General features: G+C 70.9%; 19 protein-coding genes. 16 read left to right on the forward strand and 3 right to left on the reverse strand.

Features of this window, described 5'->3' with window-relative positions:
* Positions 1-31 precede the first annotated feature (31 nt).
* The 3 genes from QVN30_RS08310 (at position 32) to QVN30_RS08320 (ending at position 3,966) form a co-directional block, all read left to right on the forward strand.
* On the forward strand, positions 32-1,663 hold the full coding sequence (locus QVN30_RS08310; protein ID WP_289836038.1) for a C69 family dipeptidase: 1,632 nt from the start codon (positions 32-34) through the stop codon (positions 1,661-1,663).
* 83 nt (positions 1,664-1,746) lie between these two features.
* Entirely contained in the window at positions 1,747-2,190 is a 444-nt protein-coding gene (locus tag QVN30_RS08315; RefSeq protein ID WP_289836039.1) for a hypothetical protein, read from the forward strand.
* A 90-nt stretch (positions 2,191-2,280) separates the two neighbouring features.
* Positions 2,281-3,966 (forward strand): ABC1 kinase family protein, encoded by a 1,686-nt coding sequence (locus QVN30_RS08320; RefSeq protein ID WP_435051634.1) that lies wholly within the window; start codon positions 2,281-2,283, stop codon positions 3,964-3,966.
* 96 nt (positions 3,967-4,062) lie between these two features.
* Here QVN30_RS08320 and QVN30_RS08325 read toward each other — a convergent pair whose 3' ends face one another.
* From QVN30_RS08325 to QVN30_RS08335, 3 genes are read right to left on the reverse strand one after another with little or no spacing between them, the layout of a single operon-like run.
* Entirely contained in the window at positions 4,063-5,646 is a 1,584-nt protein-coding gene (locus QVN30_RS08325; protein WP_289836040.1) for an ABC transporter substrate-binding protein, read from the reverse strand.
* 15 nt (positions 5,647-5,661) lie between these two features.
* Positions 5,662-6,183, reverse strand: a complete 522-nt coding sequence (locus QVN30_RS08330) for a hypothetical protein (RefSeq protein WP_289836041.1) — start codon at positions 6,181-6,183, stop codon at positions 5,662-5,664.
* Positions 6,184-6,192: 9 nt separating this feature from the next.
* A complete protein-coding gene (locus QVN30_RS08335; RefSeq protein WP_289836042.1) occupies positions 6,193-7,119 on the reverse strand; it encodes a sirohydrochlorin cobaltochelatase in 927 nt (308 codons plus the stop codon).
* Positions 7,120-7,611: 492 nt separating this feature from the next.
* Between QVN30_RS08335 and cobM the strand changes: the two genes are divergently transcribed.
* The 13 genes from cobM (at position 7,612) to cbiB (ending at position 19,177) form a co-directional block, all read left to right on the forward strand.
* On the forward strand, positions 7,612-8,373 hold the full coding sequence (gene cobM / locus QVN30_RS08340) for a precorrin-4 C(11)-methyltransferase (protein WP_087200444.1): 762 nt from the start codon (positions 7,612-7,614) through the stop codon (positions 8,371-8,373).
* On the forward strand, positions 8,363-9,535 hold the full coding sequence (gene cbiD / locus QVN30_RS08345; RefSeq protein WP_087200443.1) for a cobalt-precorrin-5B (C(1))-methyltransferase CbiD: 1,173 nt from the start codon (positions 8,363-8,365) through the stop codon (positions 9,533-9,535). The genes cobM and cbiD overlap by 11 nt, the downstream gene beginning before the upstream one ends.
* The gene (cobI, locus tag QVN30_RS08350) at positions 9,522-10,220 is read left to right on the forward strand and encodes a precorrin-2 C(20)-methyltransferase (RefSeq protein ID WP_204564374.1); all 699 of its coding nucleotides are present in this window, start codon (positions 9,522-9,524) and stop codon (positions 10,218-10,220) included. Before cbiD ends, cobI begins: the two co-directional genes overlap by 14 nt.
* On the forward strand, positions 10,217-11,245 hold the full coding sequence (locus QVN30_RS08355) for a cobalt-precorrin 5A hydrolase (protein WP_289836043.1): 1,029 nt from the start codon (positions 10,217-10,219) through the stop codon (positions 11,243-11,245). Before cobI ends, QVN30_RS08355 begins: the two co-directional genes overlap by 4 nt.
* Positions 11,246-11,356: 111 nt before the next feature.
* Positions 11,357-12,109 carry a precorrin-3B C(17)-methyltransferase gene (cobJ, locus tag QVN30_RS08360; RefSeq protein ID WP_087200435.1) on the forward strand — a complete coding sequence of 251 codons (753 nt, stop codon included), beginning with the start codon at positions 11,357-11,359 and terminating at the stop codon, positions 12,107-12,109.
* A 9-nt stretch (positions 12,110-12,118) separates the two neighbouring features.
* A complete protein-coding gene (gene cbiT / locus QVN30_RS08365) occupies positions 12,119-13,414 on the forward strand; it encodes a precorrin-6Y C5,15-methyltransferase (decarboxylating) subunit CbiT (protein WP_289836044.1) in 1,296 nt (431 codons plus the stop codon).
* The gene (locus tag QVN30_RS08370; RefSeq protein ID WP_289836045.1) at positions 13,411-14,802 is read left to right on the forward strand and encodes a cobyrinic acid a,c-diamide synthase CobB; all 1,392 of its coding nucleotides are present in this window, start codon (positions 13,411-13,413) and stop codon (positions 14,800-14,802) included. The genes cbiT and QVN30_RS08370 overlap by 4 nt, the downstream gene beginning before the upstream one ends.
* Positions 14,792-15,940, forward strand: coding sequence for a nicotinate-nucleotide--dimethylbenzimidazole phosphoribosyltransferase (locus tag QVN30_RS08375; RefSeq protein ID WP_289836046.1), 1,149 nt, complete (start codon positions 14,792-14,794; stop codon positions 15,938-15,940). The genes QVN30_RS08370 and QVN30_RS08375 overlap by 11 nt, the downstream gene beginning before the upstream one ends.
* 1 nt (position 15,941) lies before the next feature.
* Positions 15,942-16,502, forward strand: coding sequence for a bifunctional adenosylcobinamide kinase/adenosylcobinamide-phosphate guanylyltransferase (locus tag QVN30_RS08380; RefSeq protein WP_204564378.1), 561 nt, complete (start codon positions 15,942-15,944; stop codon positions 16,500-16,502).
* Positions 16,499-17,269 (forward strand): adenosylcobinamide-GDP ribazoletransferase, encoded by a 771-nt coding sequence (locus QVN30_RS08385; protein WP_289836047.1) that lies wholly within the window; start codon positions 16,499-16,501, stop codon positions 17,267-17,269. The genes QVN30_RS08380 and QVN30_RS08385 overlap by 4 nt, the downstream gene beginning before the upstream one ends.
* A complete protein-coding gene (locus tag QVN30_RS08390) occupies positions 17,266-17,634 on the forward strand; it encodes a bifunctional adenosylcobinamide kinase/adenosylcobinamide-phosphate guanylyltransferase (protein ID WP_204541309.1) in 369 nt (122 codons plus the stop codon). The genes QVN30_RS08385 and QVN30_RS08390 overlap by 4 nt, the downstream gene beginning before the upstream one ends.
* Complete coding sequence (locus QVN30_RS08395; protein WP_289836048.1) at positions 17,631-18,224, forward strand: histidine phosphatase family protein; 594 nt, start codon at positions 17,631-17,633, stop codon at positions 18,222-18,224. The genes QVN30_RS08390 and QVN30_RS08395 overlap by 4 nt, the downstream gene beginning before the upstream one ends.
* Positions 18,221-19,177 carry an adenosylcobinamide-phosphate synthase CbiB gene (cbiB, locus tag QVN30_RS08400; RefSeq protein ID WP_289836049.1) on the forward strand — a complete coding sequence of 319 codons (957 nt, stop codon included), beginning with the start codon at positions 18,221-18,223 and terminating at the stop codon, positions 19,175-19,177. Before QVN30_RS08395 ends, cbiB begins: the two co-directional genes overlap by 4 nt.
* The last annotated feature ends 2 nt before the right edge of the window (positions 19,178-19,179 follow it).

Raw genomic sequence — 19,179 nt, forward strand, 5'->3', positions numbered from 1 at the left:
GCGTCCGGCCGGACGAGGAGGATCACCAGCTATGGCCTGCACGACGATTCTGGTAGGTAAGCTCGCGAGCTACGACGGCTCCACGATCGTGGCGCGCAACGAGGACTCGCCCGGCGGCAAGTTCGAGCCCAAGCGCATGGCCGTGGTCATGCCGGCGGACCAGCCGCGCACCTATACCGCGACGGCCTCGCACCTCACCTTCGATTTGCCGGACGACCCGATGCGCTACAGCTCGGTGCCCGACGCGCTGCCCGGCCACGGCATCTGGGCCGCTGCCGGCTTCAACGAGGCCAACGTGGGCATGTCGGCCACCGAGACCATCACGAGCAACGAGCGCGTGCTGGGCGCCGACCCGCTCGTGGAGTATGCGCCCGCCCGCGGCACCGAGGGCGAGGAGGGCTACGTGCCCGCGACCCCCGGCGGGCTCGGCGAGGAGGACTTCGTCACCGTCGTGCTGCCCTACGTCCGCACCGCGCGCGAGGGCGTCAAGCGCCTGGGCGAGCTGCTCGAGCGGTACGGCACCTACGAGATGAACGGCATCGCGTTCTCGGATGCCGACGAGATCTGGTGGCTGGAGACCATCGGCGGCCATCACTGGATCGCCAAGCGCGTGCCCGACGACGCCTATGTCACCATGCCGAACCAGCTCGGCATCGACTATTTCGACCTGGCGGACGCCGAGGGCGATCAGGTCGAGCACATGGCGAGTGCCGACCTGCGTGCGTGGATGGAGGCCAACCACCTGAACCTCACCATGCTCGCGCCGCACGTGGTCGACGACACGCTGGACGACATCTACGACGAGCTGGCCGACGCGCTGTTCGACGCCGACGACGACATGCTCGACGACCTCGACAACTTCGTGGACGACGTTCGCGAAGGCCTGCTCGCGGGCGACATCTTCAACCCGCGCGAGGCCTTCGGCTCCCATTCCGATTCCGACCACGTGTACAACACGCCGCGCGCCTGGTACATGCAGCGCTGCCTGAACCCGGGCGACGGCTGGGACGGCCCGGACGCCGCCTTCGGCCCCGAGTCCGACGACATCCCCTGGAGCCGTGTGCCCGAGCGCAAGGTCACGATCGAGGACGTGAAGTACGTGCTGTCCGCCCACTACCAGGGCACGCCCTACGACTGCTACGGCCGCGGCGGCACCGACGCCACGCGCGGCGCGTACCGTCCCATCGGCATCAACCGCAACGGCCAGCTCGCGGTGCTCCAGATCCGCCCCTACGTTGCGCACGAGAACGCCTGCGTGCAGTGGATGGCCTTCGGCTCCAACGTGTTCAACGCGCTCGTGCCGCTCTACGCGAACGTCGAGCACATGCCGGAGTACCTGGAGAACACGACGGAGCGCGTGACGTCCGAGAGCTTCTATTGGGCCAACCGCATCATCGCGGCGCTCGCCGACGCCCGCTTCCACGACAACTCCGCCCATATCGAGCGCTATCAGGAGAAGATCGGCGGCATGGCGCACCGCCTGCTGCGCGAGACGGACGCCGCGGTGGAGAAGCTTCCCCGCGACGAGGTGAGCGCGGCGCTCGCGGAGGCGAACGACCGCATGGCGGCGGACCTCAAGCGCGAGACCGACGATCTGCTCGGCCGCGTGCTCTTCACCACGAGCCTCGCGATGAAAAACGCTTTCGCGATGTCGGACAACTAACGAGGCGGTTCGGGGTACAAGAAGACAATACGCACGTGGCGAGCAGACGAATGCCCGGCACGGTTCGGAATAAGGAGGCTCACATGGCCACGAAGTTCGAAGACCTCGTCAACAATATGGTGAACATCGGTTTCGGAGCGGCTGCGTTCACGGCCGAGAAGGGCAAGGAGGTGCTCGACAGCCTGTCCGCCAAGGGCGAGGAGGTCCGCCGCGACTCCTCGACGCCCGATTTCGCGCGCTCCATGTCCGACATCTTCGAGCGCGCCGGCGGTGCGTTCTCGGATGTGACCGACCGCTTGAACACCCAGGGCGAGACCGTCGCCGAGCGCATCCTCGACGAGCTCATCTTGGCGCGCGTGCGCGCGATGACCAAGGCGGAGCGCGTCGAGTTCATGGCGCACGTCCGCGATCTGATCGACTCGGTTGACGACGACACCGTGTCGGTCAAGGTCGAGGCGGTCGAGGTCGAGCAGGAGGCGGCGGGGGCCGAGGGCTCGAGCGCGCCCGAGACGGAGCAGGACGCGTAAACATTCATCATGGCAGGAGTCGACACCACCAGCTCACAACGGGACAAACTGGACCCCGACGATACCATCGTCTTCGAGGACGAGGAGCTCATGGCGCGCCTGGGCCACAGGCGCGCGCGGGCAAAGGACGAGTTTCCGGATGAGCCGGAGGTCATGGCTCCCGCCGAGGAGTTCCAGCTCACGGCGAAGGGGCGCAGGCGCCGCATCGCCGAGATCTTCAACCTCGTGCGCAAGTACGAGGCGTGGAACAACATCACGCCGGTGCGCCTGCGCTGCCTCATCGAGGAGCTCGGCCCCATGTTCGTCAAGATGGGGCAGATCCTCGCGAACCGCTCCGAGATCCTGCCGCAGCGGTTCTGCGACGAGCTGAGGCGCCTGCGCACCGACGTGGAGCCGGTGCCGTTCTGGGTGATTCGCGACTGCCTGGAGGCCGAGTACGGCCGCAAGACCGCCGAGGTCTTTGAGTGGATCGACCGCAAGCCGCTGGGAAGCGCCTCGCTCGCGCAGGTCCATCGCGCGCGGCTGCTGACCGGCGAGGACGTCGCCGTCAAGGTGCAGCGCCCGGGTGCCCAGCAGGTCATGGCGCAAGACATCGACATCATGCGCTCCATCGTGCGCACGGCGTCGCGCTTCGTGAAGACCGACCAGTTCGTGGACCTCCAGGGCGTCGTCGAGGAGCTGTGGCAGTCGTTTCGCGAGGAGACGAACTTCCTCATGGAGGCGCGCAACCTCGACGACTTCTACACGTTCCACAAGGACACGCGCGGCATCTCGTGCCCGCGGTCGTACCTGCAGTACTGCACCGAGCACATCGTCGTCATGGACTACATCGACGGCATCTCGATCGCCGACCCCCTGGCGCTTTCCGAGGCGGGCTACAGCCTGGAGAAGATCGGTGCGCGCATCGTCGAGGACTATTCGACGCAGGTGCTCGACGACGGTTTCTTCCATGCCGACCCGCATGCGGGAAACATCATCTTGAAAGACAACGTGGTCTACTTCATCGACCTGGGCATGGTGGGGCGCATGTCCAGCCACGACCGCGCGATCGTGAAGGACATCATCTTCTCGGTCGCCGAGAACGACGTCGCCAAGCTCAAGGACTCCCTGATGCGCTTCGCGGTCACGCGCGGGGACTCGTCCGAGCTCGACCATTCGACGTTTCTGTCCGACCTCGACTTCATCGTCGCGGACTTCGCGGGCCTGAACCTGAAGGACCTGGATATCGGCGAGTTCCTGACGTCGCTCGTGAGCCTGGCGCGCAAAAACGACGTCGAGCTGCCGAGCGTCGTGACGATGTTCGCGCGCGGCATGGTGACGCTCGAGGGCCTGCTGTCCGAGTACATGCCCGAGGTCAACATGGTCGAGATCATCTCGGCCCACATCAAAAACGAGAAGAGCTCCTTCACCCGCGCCGCCGAGACCGCCGAGGAGATGGCGCACGCGTCGGTGCGGGCGGCGAAGGGCCTGCTCGAGGCGGCCGACCAGCTCGGCTTGGCCTCGCGCATGCTCACGCGCGGCCAGCTCAAAATCAACACGCAGGTGCTCGGCAGCGAGCGCGTGCTGCGCCATGTGGGCGGCATCGTCGACCGCATGTCCATGTCCATCGTCATCGCCGGCCTGTTCATCGGCTCATCGGTGGTCTACTACGCCAAGATCGAGCCGGTCATCTTCGGCATTCCCGTCATCGGCTTTCTGGGGTACCTGTCGGCGCTCGTGCTCGCGCTCATGCTGGGGCGCGAGATCTGGCGCAACTCCCACAGCCGGCGCCGCTGACGGGTCGGGCGCGACGCCAATCCGCCCCGCCCTCGACGCCCCCGTGTCAAAGGCGCCGAGGGCGGGGCGGATTGGCCCGTGGCTGTTGTGCGCGGATCAGCTCAGCTGCTTGAGGTAGGTGAGGTCGTCGGTGTCCCCGACGAGCACGTTGTGGATATCGGTGATGATGCCCGCGGTGTTGGTCATCTGCTGGTACATGTTTTGGTCGGTCGTCCAGACGTTGCCTTCCTGCACGGCGGAGAACTGCTCGAGCAGCTGGTTTTTGGCGAGCAGGTCGGACAGGCTCGAGACGCTGCCGTCGATCGTGCTGTTGTAGATGATGACGTCGACGTCGCGCGCCGTCGCGAAGAACTCCTCCATCTCGAGCGTGACGGTCGAGGAGGAGGTGCCGTCTTCTCCCGTGAGGTCGGAGAACAGATACGTGCCGCCGGCGAGCTCGATCATCTGCGCCACGTAGTCGCCCGAGCGCCGGGTGACGGCGGCGCCGTTCGAGTTGATGTAGAAGAACGCGACGGTCTTGCCGGTCGGCTCTTTGGCGGCGACGGCCTCGACGCGCTCGACGGCCTGCGCGAAGAACGCGTCCGCCTCGGCCTCCCTGCCGAACAGCACGCCGAACAGCTTGATCCACTCGAGACGCCCCAGCGCCTCGGGTTCGCGGCTCGACTGCTCGGTGAGCACGGTGATGCCCAGGTCCCGCAGCTTCTGCTTGGCGTCGGGATTGTGGTTGATCATGGTGTTCTCGATGGCGAGCGTGCAGCCCGTGCCGGCGATGAGCTCGAAATCGGGCGTGTCGTAGCTTCCGCCGTAGCTCACGGTGCCCGCCTCGTAGGCGCGCGCCAGGCCCTCGATGGGGCAGCCGTCCTGCTTGATGGACGTGGTGCCGATCGCATCGATGGCGCCGAGCTCGTCGATAAGGCAGGCGACGCTCGATGAGACGAGATAGACGTTGTCGAGCGGCAACTGGATCACGGCGATGTCATCGGCCAGTCCGTCGGGGGCCGTAGAGCCTTCGGGCACGACGAGGAAGCGCTCGCCGTTGGCGATGCAGACGAGCCTGAGGCCGCCTTCGAAGGTGTCGACGGTGAAGTTCGTGGCGTACTGGAGCTCCAGCGACCCGGTCGGCTCGAGGCCGCACCCGAGATCGGTGTTGTGGAAGTCGGCGACGTTGGCGCCGGACGCCGCCGCGGACGATTCCTCCGTCTCCGCCGCCTGGGGCCCAGCCGAGCCGTCGGCGGGCGCGAGCGATTCCGTATCGAGCTCGATGGTGTACTCGATGAGGTGGGGGTCTCCCATGGCGGTGGTCTCGGCCTGGACGGCAAGCGAATCCACGAGTTCGGGCAGCTCGATGTCGAACGTGGAGCCGCCCTCGGTGGTCGTCGGGGCGTATTCGGTCCCGTCGACCACCATGAGGTCGTAGTTCGAGCTCGACCACACGAGCGTCAGCGTGATGGCGCCGTCCTCAACGTTGACGGCGGCGGGGGAGGCGACCTGCGCGCGACCGGTGCCCCCCTCAAGCGACATATCGATCGTGTAGCTGCCGTTCGCCAGCCCGGAGCCGGAAGAGCCGGCAGGGCTTCCGCATGCGCCGAGCGCGAGGCAGAGCGCGCACAGCAGCGCGGCGGCAAGCGCGCCGATCCCAGGGACGCGACGGGCCCGGGGGGAGCGGGAAGCGATGAGCATGGCGACCATCTTCCCCTAGGCGGAACGGAACGCGGACTCGGGGAGGTCGCCCGATTCGAACACGAGGGTGCGGTCGTACCACTTCTGCTTGCGGATGCTGAATGCGGCGCAGTCGCACTCCTCGTCCAAGGACGCGACGGGCACGGTGTAGGTGTAGGAGCCGTCGTCGCCCTCGACGAAGAAGTGGCACTGGTCGTCGGAGGCCGACGCGGCCTCGTCGCTCGTGCCCATGAACAGCTTCTCGTACCCGGTGCCGCCCAGCGTCATGGCGCAGGCCATCTGGCCGTCTGCCACGGTGAGCTCGGCGTGCACGATGCGGAACATGCTCGAACTCGAGTCGACGGAGATCTCGTAGGTGCCGTCGACCAGCATGTCCGCGGTGACGGGCCCGGACTCCCGGTTGTCGGAGGCGGTCTGCTGGGCGGCCTGCGCGGGCGCGGACCCCGTATCGGCCGGCGTCTCGGATGCCGTCGAGCAGCCCGCCAGGGCGAGGGTGCCCGCGAGGGCCGTGATGATGAGCAGCGAAGATTTGATCATGGCGTGTCCTTACAGGGTCGCGATGGCGGATTCGACGTGGTCGACGTAGATGTCGTCGATGGCGGCGTACTGGCCGAGGCCGACAAGCAGGCATGTGGTCTCGATGCCCGCCGCGGCGAATTTGGAGGCCCAGGACTCGGGGTCCCCGGTGTCCGCCATGTCGTTGGTGGCGTGATCGCCCGCGACGACCATGAGCGGCGAGAGGACGGCGCGGCTGTAGCCTGCGGCCTGGACCGCGGCGATGACGTCCTCGCAGGTGGGCTCGGCCTCGACCGTGCCCACGAAGTAGGCGCCCATGCCGCGCGCGGTGAAGGTGTCCTGCATGGTGGCGTAGTCGGCGTTGGCGTCGGCCTCGGTGCCGTGGCCCATGAAGACGAAGGCCGTCTGGCCGTCATCGTAGGAGGCCATGGCGTCGCCGAGCGCGGCGGCAACGGCCTCGAAGTCCTCGGGCGCGTCGAGCAGCGGCGCGCCGAGCGCGGTCGCGTCGAACCTGTCGGCGTACTCCTCGAGTGCATCGGCCAGGTCGGTGTACTCGAAGCCGTCCATGAGGTGGGTGGGCTGGACGACGAGCGTCTTCACGCCGTCGGCGACGCAGCGGTCGAGCGCGCCCTCGACGTTGTCGATCTCGATGCCGTCGCGCTCCTTCAGGATGTCGATGATGGTGTCGGCCGTGAAGGCGCGGCGCACGTCGTACTCGTGCCCATATTTCTCGCGGATGGCGTCCTCGATGGCGCCGATCGTGATGTGGCGGCTCGCGTTGTAGCTCGTGCCGAAGCTCACGACGAGGATGACGGGTTTGCCCTGCGATCCGGATGTTGCGGAAGAGCCCGCCTCGCCGCCCGCGCTCGAGCATCCGGCGAGCGCTGCGGCCGCCGCGAGGGCGCCTGCGCCCGCCGTGCCCACGAGGGCGCGCCTGGTCAGGTGCTGGTCTACCATGGTGCGATCCTTTCTGTCTGGTGTACAGCGACCGGTACCGCGCGTTCTCGTACACCTGCCTGGACCGCAAAAGAAAACGCCCTTCACGAGGTGAAGGGCGTTGCATCGGGCCGTTTGCCCGCACGGGGCGAAAAGACGGATATGCACGCACGCCCTCCGGGGTTCACGGAGTCGAACGTCGCGGTGTTGCGTTGCACCGCAAGGAACGGCAAGGCAGTCTGGCTTGAGGCGTGTGCCTCTCACAGTAATGGCCCTTGCTCAGGATTCGCACCTGATTTCCCTTGACGATACCGGCGGTACGAGCGCCGGCCGTTCCTCTTCTCGAATCGGTAGTAGCAGTACGGTACCGCCTCCATCATACCTGCTTATTCGATTTTGTGCAGCATGACGGCGAAATTGATCGGGAGCCCCGCATGCGCGCACGGCTTTATGCGCGCCGTGTCCGCACGCTGCGCTACAATGCCCTCACGATAACGACGAAAGGGGATTGCCATGGTGCACTTTGTGGGAGCGGGCAGCGGAGCGGCCGATCTCATCACCCTGCGCGGAGACCGCCTGCTGCGCGCGGCGGACGTGGTGATCTGGGCGGGAAGCCTCGTGAACCCCGAGCTTCTCGACGCATGCCGGCCCGATTGCGAGGTCCACGACAGCGCGACCATGACGCTCGAGGAGGTCGTCGCCGTCATGGAGCGCGCGCATGCGGCAGGCCGCGAGGTCGTGCGCCTGCACACGGGCGACCCGAGCGTGTACGGGGCGATCCAGGAGCAGATGGATGCTCTCGCGGCGCGCGGCATCCCCTTCGACGTGACGCCGGGCGTGTCGAGCTTCTGCGGGGCCGCCGCGGCGCTCAGGCAGGAGCTGACGCTTCCCGGCGTGAGCCAGACGGTGATGCTGACGCGCCTCGAGGGCCGCACGCCCATGCCGGCGGGCGAGGACATGCGGTCGCTCGCCGCCCATGGCTCCACGATGGTGATCTTTTTGAGCGCGGGCATGCTAGAGCGGCTGCAGGAGGAGCTGCTCGCGGCCGGCAGGTCGCCCGAGGAGCCGGTGGCGATCGTGTACAAGGCGACATGGCCCGACGAGGAGGTCATCCGCTGCCGCGTCGGCACGCTCGCCGAGACGGGCGCGGCGCACGGCATCCGCTCCACGGCGCTCGTGGTGGTCGGGCGCGTGCTCGAGGGGTCCTACGATCGCAGCCGCCTGTACGACCCCGGGTTCTCCACAGGGTTCAGGAGAGCGCACGATGGCGCTTGATCTGTACCGCGTGAGCGCGGGCAGGCGCCTGCGCTGCGGCTATACCACGGGCACGTGCGCCGCCCTGGCGTCGCAGGCCGCGACCCGCCTTCTGCTCGACGGCGCGGCCCCGGCGTCCGCGGCCGTCGTGACGCCGGCGGGCGTCCGTGTGGAGTCCGAGGTCCTCGACGCGCGGGCGGGCGCGGGCTGGGCGCGCTGCGCGATCCGCAAGGACGGCGGCGACGACGTCGACGCGACGGACGGCGCCCTCGTCTGCGCGCAGGTCGAGGCCGCGGAACGCGACGGCGTCGCCATCGAGGGCGGTGTCGGCGTGGGCCGGGTCACCAAGCCGGGGCTCGACCAGCCCGTGGGGGCGGCGGCCATCAACACGGTGCCCCGCGCGATGATCACCGAGGCGGTGCGCGACGTGTGCCGCGAGCGCGGCTATGCGGGCGGGCTCAAGGTGACGATCTCGGTTCCCGAGGGGGAGCGCATCGCCCGCCGCACGTTCAACCCCAAGCTCGGCATCGAGGGTGGCATCTCGATTCTGGGGACGACCGGTATCGTGGAGCCGCGCAGCCTGGCCGCGCTGCGCGAGAGCATCGAGCTCGAGATCCGCCAGCACGCCGCGCTGGGCTGCCGCGCCCTGGTGATCGTCCCGGGAAACTACGGGTACGACTACCTCGCCGGGCACCTCGATACCGGGCGCGCCCCGGTCGTGGCCTGCTCGAATTTCATGGGCGCCGCGCTCGATGCGGCGGTCGCCTGCGGGTTCGAGCGCATCCTCGTGGTGGGCCATATCGGCAAGATGGTCAAGGTCGCGGGCGGCATCATGGACACGCATTCGCGGGTGGCCGACGGACGGGCCGAGATTGTGTGCGCGCACGCCGCGCTGGCGGGGGCCGCGGGCCCGGTGGCGCGCGAGATCATGGATGCGGCCACGACGGATGCGATGCTCGATGTCGTCGAGCGCGCCGGCGTGCTCGACGAGGTGCTGGAAAGCCTCACGCGCGCGCTCGAGGGGCATCTGCGCGACCGCGTGGCGCTCGGCTGCGACGCCGGGTCGCGGCCCGCGTGCGAGATCGCCGCGATCGTGTTCAGCCAGGTGCGCGGCGAGCTGTTTTCCACGTCCGGCGCACACGGTCTGTGCGAAACGTTGAGGAGCGAATATGGCAGACGGTAACGGCATCCTGTTCGGCGTGGGCGTGGGCCCGGGGGATCCCGAGCTCATCACCCTCAAGGCGATGCGCGCCATCGAGGCGTGCCCGGTGGTGGCGACCCCGCAGACGGCGGGCGGCGCGACCGTGGCCCTCGATATCGCGCGCGCGGCGGTCGACCTCGCGGGCAAGGAGATCCTGACCTTGAGGTTCTCCATGGGGGGCGAGGGCGCGCGGCGCGCGGAGCGGCATGCTCGGGCGGTCGACGAGATCGTCGGGCGGCTCGGGCGCGGCCTGGATGTCGCGCTGCTGAACCTCGGAGACCCGAGCATCTACGCCACGTTCCAGCGCATCGCGGCCGCCGTGCGCGAGCGGGGCTTCGAGGTCCGCACCGTTCCCGGCGTGCCAAGCTTCTGCGCCGTCGCGGCGACGCTCGGCGCCGACCTCACGCCGCGGATGGACACGCCGCTGCATATCGTGCCCGCCGCGTGCGCGGACGCGGAGCGCGCCTTCGCCTGGCCGGGCACGAAGGTCCTCATGAAGGCCGGGGGCCATCTGGGGGAGCTGCAGCGCGACCTGGCCCGCGCAGACGTCCTCGACCGCGCGTCCGCGGTGACCGACTGCGGCATGGCCGGCGAGCGCGTCTTCCGCACGCTGGCCGACGCGCCCGAGGAGAGCGGCTACTTCACGACCGTGGTGGTGCGCCCATGAGGATCGCCTGCATCGCGTTCACGGCTGCGGGCGAGGCGCTGGCGGATCGAGCCCGCGCCGCCCTGCCGGGTCACGCGTGGAGCCTGGCCCGCGGCTTCGGTGCGGACAGGGTCCCGCTCGCCCCGTGGTGCGCCGACGCGTTCGCCGCGTCCGATGCGCTCGTGTTCGTGGGCGCGGCCGGCATCGCCGTGCGGGCGATCGCCCCGCATGTGCGGTCGAAGGTGTCCGACCCCGCCGTCATCGTGATGGACGAGGGCGGGCGCTGGTGCATCCCGATCCTGTCGGGCCATGTGGGCGGCGCGAACGCGCTCGCCCGCGAGCTCGCCGGTGCCGTCGGCGCCGCGCCCGTCGTCACGACGGCGACCGATGGGCGCGGCGTGTGGGCGGCCGACACCTGGGCGGTCTCGCGCGGCATGGCCATCGGCGAGCCGGAGCGCATCAAGGACGTGTCCGCCCGCCTGCTTGCGGGCGGGGAGGTTGCGCTGTGGTGCGACGCCGAGGTCTTGGGCCCCCTGCCCGCACGCGTGCGCCGTGCGCCCTCCCGTGCGGAGGCGCACGTCATCGTGTCGCCGGCCGCGCGCCCGGGTGAGCGGGCGCTCCACGTGGTCCCGCGCTGCATCGTGGCGGGCGTGGGGTGCCGCCGAGGCGCATCGGCGGACGCGATCGAGGGGGCGATTCGGGCCGCGTGCGCCGAGGCGGGCATCCTGCCGGACTCGCTCGGCGCGGCGGCGACGATCGAGCTCAAGCGCGATGAGCCGGGGCTGGTCGAATGGTGCGCGGGCCGCGGCGTCGCCCTCGAGGCGTTTACCGCCGACGCACTCGCGGCGCAGCCCGGGGATTTCTCGTCTTCGGCGTTCGTGGCGCAGACGGTCGGCGTCGACAACGTGTGCGAGCGCGCCGCGGTGGCCGCGGGCGGCAGGCTCTGCGCGGGCAAGCTCGCGTGCGGCGGCGTGACGGTCGCGCTCGCAGAGCTCCCCTGGACCTGCTCGTTTGACGAGCCTGGGGGCCGGGGAGGCGCCGGCTGACCTGTGCGGCGCCGTCCGCTCCCGCGACGGCGGGAGGCGGGCACGGATCGAGGCGGTCGACGGAATCAAGGAATGCCGGTGCCCGGACGGTGCCGGAGAGAGGATGGTCACATGGGCACGCTGTTTGTGGTGGGGCTCGGCCCGGGGGATCCCGCGGGCCTGACGGCGGCTGCCGACGCGGCGCTCGGCAGGGCGGAGGTCATCGTGGGCTACGACGCCTACATCGGGCTGCTGGACGGCCGCTACCCCCAGGCGGAGCGCGTGTCGACGCCCATGATGCGCGAGGTGGAGCGCTGCCGGCGCGCGCTCGAGCTCGCGTGCGACCATGACGCCGTCGCGCTCGTGTGCAGCGGCGACGCGGGCGTATACGGCATGGCTGCCCCCGTGCTCGAGCTCTCGGACGGCTTCCCGGCGGTCGAGGTCGAGATCGTGAGCGGGGTTACGGCCGCCCAGAGCGGCTCGGCGGTGCTGGGGGCCCCGCTCGCGCACGATTTCGCGGTCATCTCGCTTTCCGACCTGCTCACGCCCTGGGGGATGATCGAGCGCAGGCTCGAGGCTGCGGCATGGGCGGACATGTGCATCTGCCTCTACAACCCGCGCAGCAGGAAGCGCGCCGACTACCTGGAGCGCGCCGCCCGCATCATCGGCCGGCACAAGGCCGCGGGCACGGTTTGCGGATGGGTGCGCAACATCGGGCGCGACGGCGAGGAGCACGGGCTCACGACGCTGGGCGAGCTTTCCGGTCTCGAGGCTGACATGTTCACGACGGTGTTCGTCGGCAACGCGCAGACGCGCGTGGTCGCGGGCCGCATGGTGACGCCGCGCGGCTATCGCGAGCTTGCCGACGCCGCGGGCAAGCGGTAGGGAGGCGGCATGAGGCATATCGCTATCGTGGGCGCGGGCCCCGGCGACCCCGGGCTGCTGAGCTGCGCCGCGCGCGATGCGCTGCGCGGCGCCGACCTCGTGGTGGGCGCGCGCCGCCTGGTCGAGGGGACGGGCGGCGCGTCGCGCGCGGGGGCGCTGCCCGCCTTGTTCGAAGGGGCGCGCACGGCGGTCGCCGCGCGCGCGGCCGATGTGGCCCATGCGCTCGCGAGCGACCGGGATTGGGTGTGCGCCTGCGTGCTCATGAGCGGCGATACGGGCCTGTTCAGCGGGGCCGAGGGCACCGCCCGGGCCGTTGCCGACGAGCCCGGCCTTGCGGATTGCTCCGTCGAGGTCATACCGGGCATCAGCTCCGCGTCGATGCTGGCGGCACGCCTGGGTCGGCCCTGGCAGGGCTGGCGCTTCGTGACGGCGCACGGCGCCGCATGCGATATCGTCGGGGAGGCGGCGCGCGGCGGCACGGTGTTTCTCGTGACGTCGGGGGCGACCGGCCCGGCCGAGCTGTGCGGCCGGCTCGTGGCGGCGGGTTTGGGGGACGTCGAGGTGGTGGTGGCCGAGCGCCTCTCGTATGCGGACGAGCGCATCGAATCGGGCACGGCCGCCGCGTTCGCCGACCGCACCTTCGACCCCCTGAACGTGATGCTCGTCGACCTGGACGGGGCGTGCGCGCGCCCGTGGCCGTGGGCCACGCCGGGCATCCCCGACGAGCGTTTCGAGCGCGGGCGCGTCCCCATGACCAAGCAGGAGGTGCGCGCGGTGGCGCTCGCCAAGCTGCGCGTCGCCGAGACCGACACCGTCTTCGATGTCGGCGCGGGGACGGGCTCCGTGACGGTCGAGTTGGGGCTGCTCGCGCGCGCAGGCGCGGTGTACGCCATCGAGCGCAAGCCGGAGGCGGTCGAGCTGTGCCGTCGCAACGTGGCGGCGTTCGGCCTGGACAACGTCCGCGTCGTCGAGGGCGAGGCTCCCGGCGCGCTGCGCGACCTGCCCGCTCCCGACGCCGTGTTCGTCGGCGGGAGCGGCGGTGCGCTCGCCGGGATCATGGACGCCCTGCGCTTGCGCGCGGCGACGTGCCGCATCTGCCTCACCTGCGTGTCGCTCGAGACGCTGGCCGAGGCGACGCGGCTGCTCGCCGCCCCCGATATCGAGGACGTCGACATCTGCCAGGTCTCCGTGGCCCGCGCCGAGCGCGCGGGATCCCATAGCCTGATGCGCGCGAGTAACCCCGTGTTCATCGTGTCCGTGCGGCTCGGTCGCGCTTCCGGCGTGCGCGCGGGAGGCGCGTCGTGACCGCCGTGGCGCTGCCGCCCCGCGTGATGATCGCGGCGCCCGCGAGCGGGAGCGGAAAGACAGTCGTGACCTGCGCGCTCATCCGGTTGCTCCAGCGCGCGGGCATGGCGCCGGCGGCGTTCAAGTGCGGCCCCGACTTCATCGACCAGCTGTTCCACCGCGAGGTCACTGGCGCCGCGGCAGGCAACCTCGACGCGTTCTTCTCCGACACCCCGACGCTCGCCTCCCTGATGGCGCGCGGTGCGGTGGGCTGCGATATCGCGGTGGTCGAGGGGGCGATGGGGCTGTTCGACGGCATGGCCCCGGGGACGACCGACGGCAGCGCCTACGATGTCGCGCGCGCGACCGCGACCCCGGTGGTGCTGGTCGTGCCCGCGCGCGGCGCCTCGACCTCGCTGGCGGCGACGGTGCAGGGCTTTTGCCGGTTCCGGCCGGATGCGGATGTGCGCGGCGTGATCCTCAACGGCTGCAGCGCCCATGCGTGCGCCTATGCGAGCGAGGCGATCGAGCGCGAATGCGGCGTGGAGGTCGTCGGCTACGTTCCGCGCGACGACGCCTTCGCCCTGGAAAGCCGTCATCTGGGCCTGGTGACGGCGGGCGAGGTCGCGGACCTGCGCGCGCGGGTGGACGCCATGGCCGACGTCCTGGCCGCGACGATCGACCTCGAGCGCCTGGTAGGGCTCGCGCGCGCCGCCCGGCAGATGGAGGTCGAGCCGTACCGCTCCGATCCCGTCGGGCGCGCTGCGCCCCGCATCGCCGTCGCCTGCGATGAGGCGTTTTGCTTCCGCTACGCAGAGAACCTGCGCATGCTTGAGGACATGGGCGCCGAGCTCGTCTCGTTCAGCCCCCTTCGCGACCCGGGGCTGCCGGAGGGTGCCGACGGCCTGTACCTGTGCGGGGGCTACCCCGAGCTGCATGCGGAGGCCCTTGCGGGAAACGGCGCGCTGCGCTCCCGGATCCGCCGCGCGCTGGCGGGCGGCATGCCGTGCGTGGCGGAATGCGGCGGCTTCCTCTACCTGCTCGAGCGCCTCGAGGACGAGGCGGGCGCGGTGTGGCCCATGGTCGGCGCGCTGAAGGGGGCCGCGCGCCGCGGGGGTGGGCTGGAGCATTTCGGGTATATCGAGCTGACCTGCGGCGCACCCGGTCTCTACGGGGACGCCGGCGTTGCGCTGCGCGGGCATGAGTTCCATTATTGGCGTGCCGAGTTCGAGGGGGACGACGCCGTGGCGCGCAAGCCCCGCCGTGAGCGCAGCTGGCCCTGCCTGGTGCACGCGCCCTCGCTCGCGGCGGGTTTTCCGCACGTGTACTATCCGTCGAATCCCGAGGCCGCGCGCGCCTTCGTGCGCGCGTGCGATCGACACAGAAAGCAGGGGAGCAATGAGGGCTGACGAGATCGAGAGCGCATTCGAGAATCGGTGGCGGGCATGCCCCGCGGACGGCGGCGGCGCGGGCGCCGCCGACGACGCGTGGCTGCGCGCGCTGACGGCGCGTATCCGGCCCGCCGACGCGCAGGCGCGCGCGGCGGCCCGGAGCCATTGGGCGGCGGTCGCCAAGCCCCTAGGGGGCCTGGGGCTGCTCGAGGACGCCGTCTGCACGCTCGCGGCGGCCCAGGGAACGCCGCATCCGGTGAGCGCCCCGCGGGCCCTCGCGGTGTTCTTCGCCGACAACGGGGTCGTCGCCGAGGGGATCTCGCAGAGCGGTCAGGAGGTCACGCTGACGGCGGCGCACAACATCTGCGGCGGCACGGCGAGCGTGAGCTGCATGGCCCGCATCGCCGATTGCGCCGTGGTGCCCGTGGACGTCGGCATGGCCGAGCCGGTCGACGACGCGTGGATGCACGTCTGCGCCACGATGCGCGGGACCGCCGACATCGCCCTCGGTCCGGCCTGCCCGCGCGACACGGTGCTTCGGGCGATCGGGGTGGGCGCGCACGTGGCGGGACTGCTGGCAGATGCCGGCGCGCGCGTGCTCGCCGCCGGCGAGATGGGCATCGGCAACACGACGACGAGCGCCGCGGTGGCAAGCGCGCTGACCGGCGCTGCGCCCGAGCTCACCGTGGGGCGCGGCGCCGGCCTCACGAGCGAGGGGCTCGCCCGCAAGCGCGCGGTCGTGGAGCGGGCACTGCGGGTGAACCAGGTCGACGCGTGCGCCGATGCCGTGGACGTGCTCGCCGCCGTGGGCGGCCTTGACATCGCCGCCATGTGCGGGCTGTATCTGGGCGCCGCCGCACACGGCTGCCCCGCGGTGCTCGACGGCGTCATCTCGTGCACGGCCGCGCTCGCCGCGGTCCGGATCGCACCCGAGCTCTCGGGCTATCTCGTGGCTAGCCACTGCTCGTCGGAGCCCGCCGCGCGCCTGCTTTTGGACGAGCTGGGGCTTTGCGCCCCGCTGCAGGCGGGCATGCATCTGGGCGAGGGCACGGGCGCCATGGCGCTTTTGCCCCTGCTCGACATGGCGCTTGCGGTCTACGACGAGGCGGCCTCGTTCGATGCGTGCGGCATGGACGCCTACCGGGAGCTGAGCTAGCGTGCGGGCGCTTGTCTTCGGCGGCGCCGCGTGCGGCAAGAGCGCCTTCGCGGAGGGGCTGTGCTGCGCGCGCGGCGGGCGGGTGCTCTACGTGGCGACGATGGAGCGTGCGGGCGCGGATGCCGAGGCGCGCATCGAGCGCCACCGGCGCCTGCGCGCCGGCAAGGGGTTCTCGGTGCTCGAATGTCCCCGCGGGCTCGCGCACGCAAAGATCGAGCCGGTCGATGTCGCGCTCGTGGAGGACGTGGGCAACCTCGTGGCCAACGAGCTCTTCTCCGGCAGGGAGGATGCGGGCGGCTGCCTCGATGCAGAAGGAGCGGCGCGGCGCGTGGTCGCCGGCATCGACCATCTCGCCGACCGCGCGGACGACGTGGTCGCCGTCTCGATCGACACAGGGCGCGACGGCGTGCGGTATGACGAGGGGACGGAGGCCTACCTCGATGCGCTCGCGCGCGTGAACGCCGAGCTGGCGGCCGCGAGCGCGTGCGCGGTCGAGGTGGTCTGCGGGCTGCCCGTGTGGCTGCGGGGGAGCATGGACGTATGGAAGGACGGTGCACGATGAGGGCCGTGCCGTCGCTCGCCGCGGCGTTCGCGACGTTTTCGCGCGTCCCGGTTCCGCAGCGCCTGCTCGACCGCGCCGATTGGACGGGCGGGGCGCTGGCGGCGCTGCCCGCCGTGGGCGCGGTGCAGGGCCTCGTCTCGGGCGCGTGGCTGGTGGCGGCCCATGCGCTCGGCGTTCCCACCCCGGTCGTCGCCGCGGTCCTCGTCGCCTTGCCGTTCGCCGTGAACGGCGGCATCCATATGGACGGGTTTTCCGATGTGGCCGACGCCCGCTCGAGTCACGCCGCGCGCGAAAGAAAGCTCGAGATCATGAAGGACCCGCATATCGGTGCGTTCGGCGTGATGGCGATCGTGCTCTACCTGCTCATGCAGTTCTCGCTGTTCGCGTGCTGGGGGCCGCGCGCGGGCGCGGCGCTCGCCCTCGTGCCCATGTGCGCGCTGTCGCGCGCGCTGGGCGCCCTGTCCGTGGTCACGCTGCCCCATGCGCGGCCCGAGGGCATGGCGGCGGCGCTTGCCGGAGACGACTCCCGTGAGCGCGCGACGCGTCGGGCGCTCATCGTGCAGGCCGTGCTGGCCGCCGTTCTGCTCGTCGTCCTCGCGGGCGCTCGGGGGGCGTGCGCGGCGGCGCTCGCGCTCGCGCTGTTCGCCGCCCATCGTCGCCGTTGCCTGGCCGAGTTCGGAGGCATCACGGGCGACCTTGCCGGCTGGTACATCCAGGTTTCCGAACTCGTCATGGAGGCTGCGATCGTGTTGGGAGGACTCTTTTGATCCTGCTTGTCGGAGGTTTCGGCGCGGGCAAGCGCGCCTTTGCGGAACGGTGCCTGGGCGTCGGGCCCGCGTGCATCGCGGACGCGCGCGACCTCGAGGGGCCGTGCGCGGGCGTCCGCGTCGCCGTGCGCGCTCAGGAGCTCGTGCGCGACCGCGCGCCCGAGGAGGCGCTGCGCCTGCTGTTCGACTCCCGGCTCGATGTCGTCGCGATAGACGAGGTGGGATGCGGCGTCGTCCCCGTCGACGATGCCGAGCGCGCCTGGCGCGAGCGCGCCGGACGGCTCGCCTGCCTGCTCGCCGGGCGCGCCGATACGGTCGTGCGCCTGGTCTGCGGGCTGCCCCAGGTCATCAAGGGGGAGCTATGATCGTCGAGCTCGTTCGCCACGGCGCCACGCGGGGCACGGCGGCTCGCCGGTACGAGGGCGCGGGAAGCGACACCCCGCTGTCGAAAGAGGGGGCGCGGCGGCTTGAGGGGATGGACGCCGACCCGTCCGTGACGGTCGTCTACACGAGCGGCATGGTCCGCTGCTCCCAGACCGCCTCCATCCTGTTCCCGGCGGCCCGGCAGGTGGTCGTGAGCGGTCTGCGCGAGATGGCGTTCGGCGCGTTCGAGGGCAAGTCGTTTGCCGACCTTGCCGACGACGCGTCCTATCGCGCCTGGGTCGAGGGAGGCTGCACGGCGCCCTGCCCGGGCGGGGAGGACCAGGCGGGGTTCGTGCGCCGCACGGTCGAGGCGTTTCGCGCGCTTGCCGACGAGCGCATGCGCGCGGGCGACGCGCGCTGCGTCGTCGTCGCGCATGCGGGCACGGTGCGCGCGGTGGCAAGCGAGCTTGCCCGCCCCGCCGTCGCCTACTTCGACGCGAACACCCCTCCCGCCGGGCGCTGGACGTTTTCTTGGGACGGCGCGCACCTCGCGGTGCTGGGAAGGCCTGAGCGGGGAGGCGGTGCCCTATGATGACGCTTGCCGCCGTGTTGCTCGGCTTCGCGCTCGATGCAGCGCTCGGCGATCCGCGCTGGCTGCCGCACCCCGTGGTCGGCATGGGGCGCATCATCTCCTGGGCGGAACCGCGCCTGCGCAGCGTCTTTCCCGATACGCCCTCCGGCCGCCGCGCGGCGGGCCGCGTGCTCGCCTTCGGCCTGCCGCTGGGTTCGGGCCTGGTCACCTGGTGCGCGCTCGCGCTCGCCGGCATGCTGCACCCGGCGCTGCGCTTCGCGCTCGAGACGTGGCTGTGCTATCAGCTGCTCGCTACCTGCGAGCTCAGGCGACAGAGCATGGCGGTGGCCTCGGCGCTCACCGAGCGCGGTCTGGAGGCGGGGCGCCAGGCGGTGTCGCGCATCGTGGGGCGCGACACGGGTGCGCTCGATGAGGCGGGGGTGGTGCGCGCCGCGGTCGAGACGGTCGCCGAGAACGCGAACGACGGCGTCGTGGCGCCGCTTCTGTACATGATGGTCGGCGGGGCGCCGCTCGCCATGGCGTACAAGGCCGTGAACACGCTCGACAGCATGGTCGGCTACAAGAACGAGCGCTATCTCCATTTCGGGCGCGCCTCCGCGCGCCTCGACGACGTCGTGAACTTCGTTCCCGCGCGCTTCGCCGCCCTGTGCCTCATCGTCTCCGCCCCCCTGGTCGGCCTGTCCGGTGAAGGCGCCTGGCGCATCTGGCGGCGCGACCGCGCGCGCCATGCGAGCCCCAACGCCGCCCAGACCGAAGCCGTCATGGCCGGCGCCCTGGGCGTGTGGCTCATGGGACCGGCTTCCTACGCCGGCCGCATGGTGGATAAGCCCACGATCGGCGACGCGGTGCGTCCCATCCAGGTGGAAGACATCCGCCGTGCGAACCGCCTCATGGTCGCCGGCGTGCTCGTGGCGCTCGCCGTCGCATCCTGCATCCGCTTGGCCGTGGCGTGACG

This window comes from Collinsella ihumii, from assembly GCF_030385545.1.
GTDB lineage: Bacteria > Actinomycetota > Coriobacteriia > Coriobacteriales > Coriobacteriaceae > Collinsella > Collinsella ihumii.

Bases quoted from the DNA above. Each gene is read 5' to 3' on its own strand.
- cbiD (WP_087200443.1), top strand. From the start codon at position 8,363: ATGGCGCTTGATCTGTACCGCGTGAGCGCGGGCAGGCGCCTGCGCTGC.
- cobI (WP_204564374.1), top strand. From the start codon at position 9,522: ATGGCAGACGGTAACGGCATCCTGTTCGGCGTGGGCGTGGGCCCGGGG.
- QVN30_RS08325 (WP_289836040.1), bottom strand. From the start codon at position 5,646: ATGCTCATCGCTTCCCGCTCCCCCCGGGCCCGTCGCGTCCCTGGGATC.
- QVN30_RS08385 (WP_289836047.1), top strand. From the start codon at position 16,499: ATGAGGGCCGTGCCGTCGCTCGCCGCGGCGTTCGCGACGTTTTCGCGC.
- QVN30_RS08330 (WP_289836041.1), bottom strand. From the start codon at position 6,183: ATGATCAAATCTTCGCTGCTCATCATCACGGCCCTCGCGGGCACCCTC.
- cbiT (WP_289836044.1), top strand. From the start codon at position 12,119: ATGAGGCATATCGCTATCGTGGGCGCGGGCCCCGGCGACCCCGGGCTG.
- QVN30_RS08320 (WP_435051634.1), top strand. From the start codon at position 2,281: ATGGCGCGCCTGGGCCACAGGCGCGCGCGGGCAAAGGACGAGTTTCCG.
- QVN30_RS08310 (WP_289836038.1), top strand. From the start codon at position 32: ATGGCCTGCACGACGATTCTGGTAGGTAAGCTCGCGAGCTACGACGGC.
- QVN30_RS08335 (WP_289836042.1), bottom strand. From the start codon at position 7,119: ATGGTAGACCAGCACCTGACCAGGCGCGCCCTCGTGGGCACGGCGGGC.
- cobM (WP_087200444.1), top strand. From the start codon at position 7,612: ATGGTGCACTTTGTGGGAGCGGGCAGCGGAGCGGCCGATCTCATCACC.
- QVN30_RS08375 (WP_289836046.1), top strand. From the start codon at position 14,792: ATGAGGGCTGACGAGATCGAGAGCGCATTCGAGAATCGGTGGCGGGCA.
- QVN30_RS08355 (WP_289836043.1), top strand. From the start codon at position 10,217: ATGAGGATCGCCTGCATCGCGTTCACGGCTGCGGGCGAGGCGCTGGCG.
- QVN30_RS08395 (WP_289836048.1), top strand. From the start codon at position 17,631: ATGATCGTCGAGCTCGTTCGCCACGGCGCCACGCGGGGCACGGCGGCT.
- QVN30_RS08315 (WP_289836039.1), top strand. From the start codon at position 1,747: ATGGCCACGAAGTTCGAAGACCTCGTCAACAATATGGTGAACATCGGT.
- cobJ (WP_087200435.1), top strand. From the start codon at position 11,357: ATGGGCACGCTGTTTGTGGTGGGGCTCGGCCCGGGGGATCCCGCGGGC.
- cbiB (WP_289836049.1), top strand. From the start codon at position 18,221: ATGATGACGCTTGCCGCCGTGTTGCTCGGCTTCGCGCTCGATGCAGCG.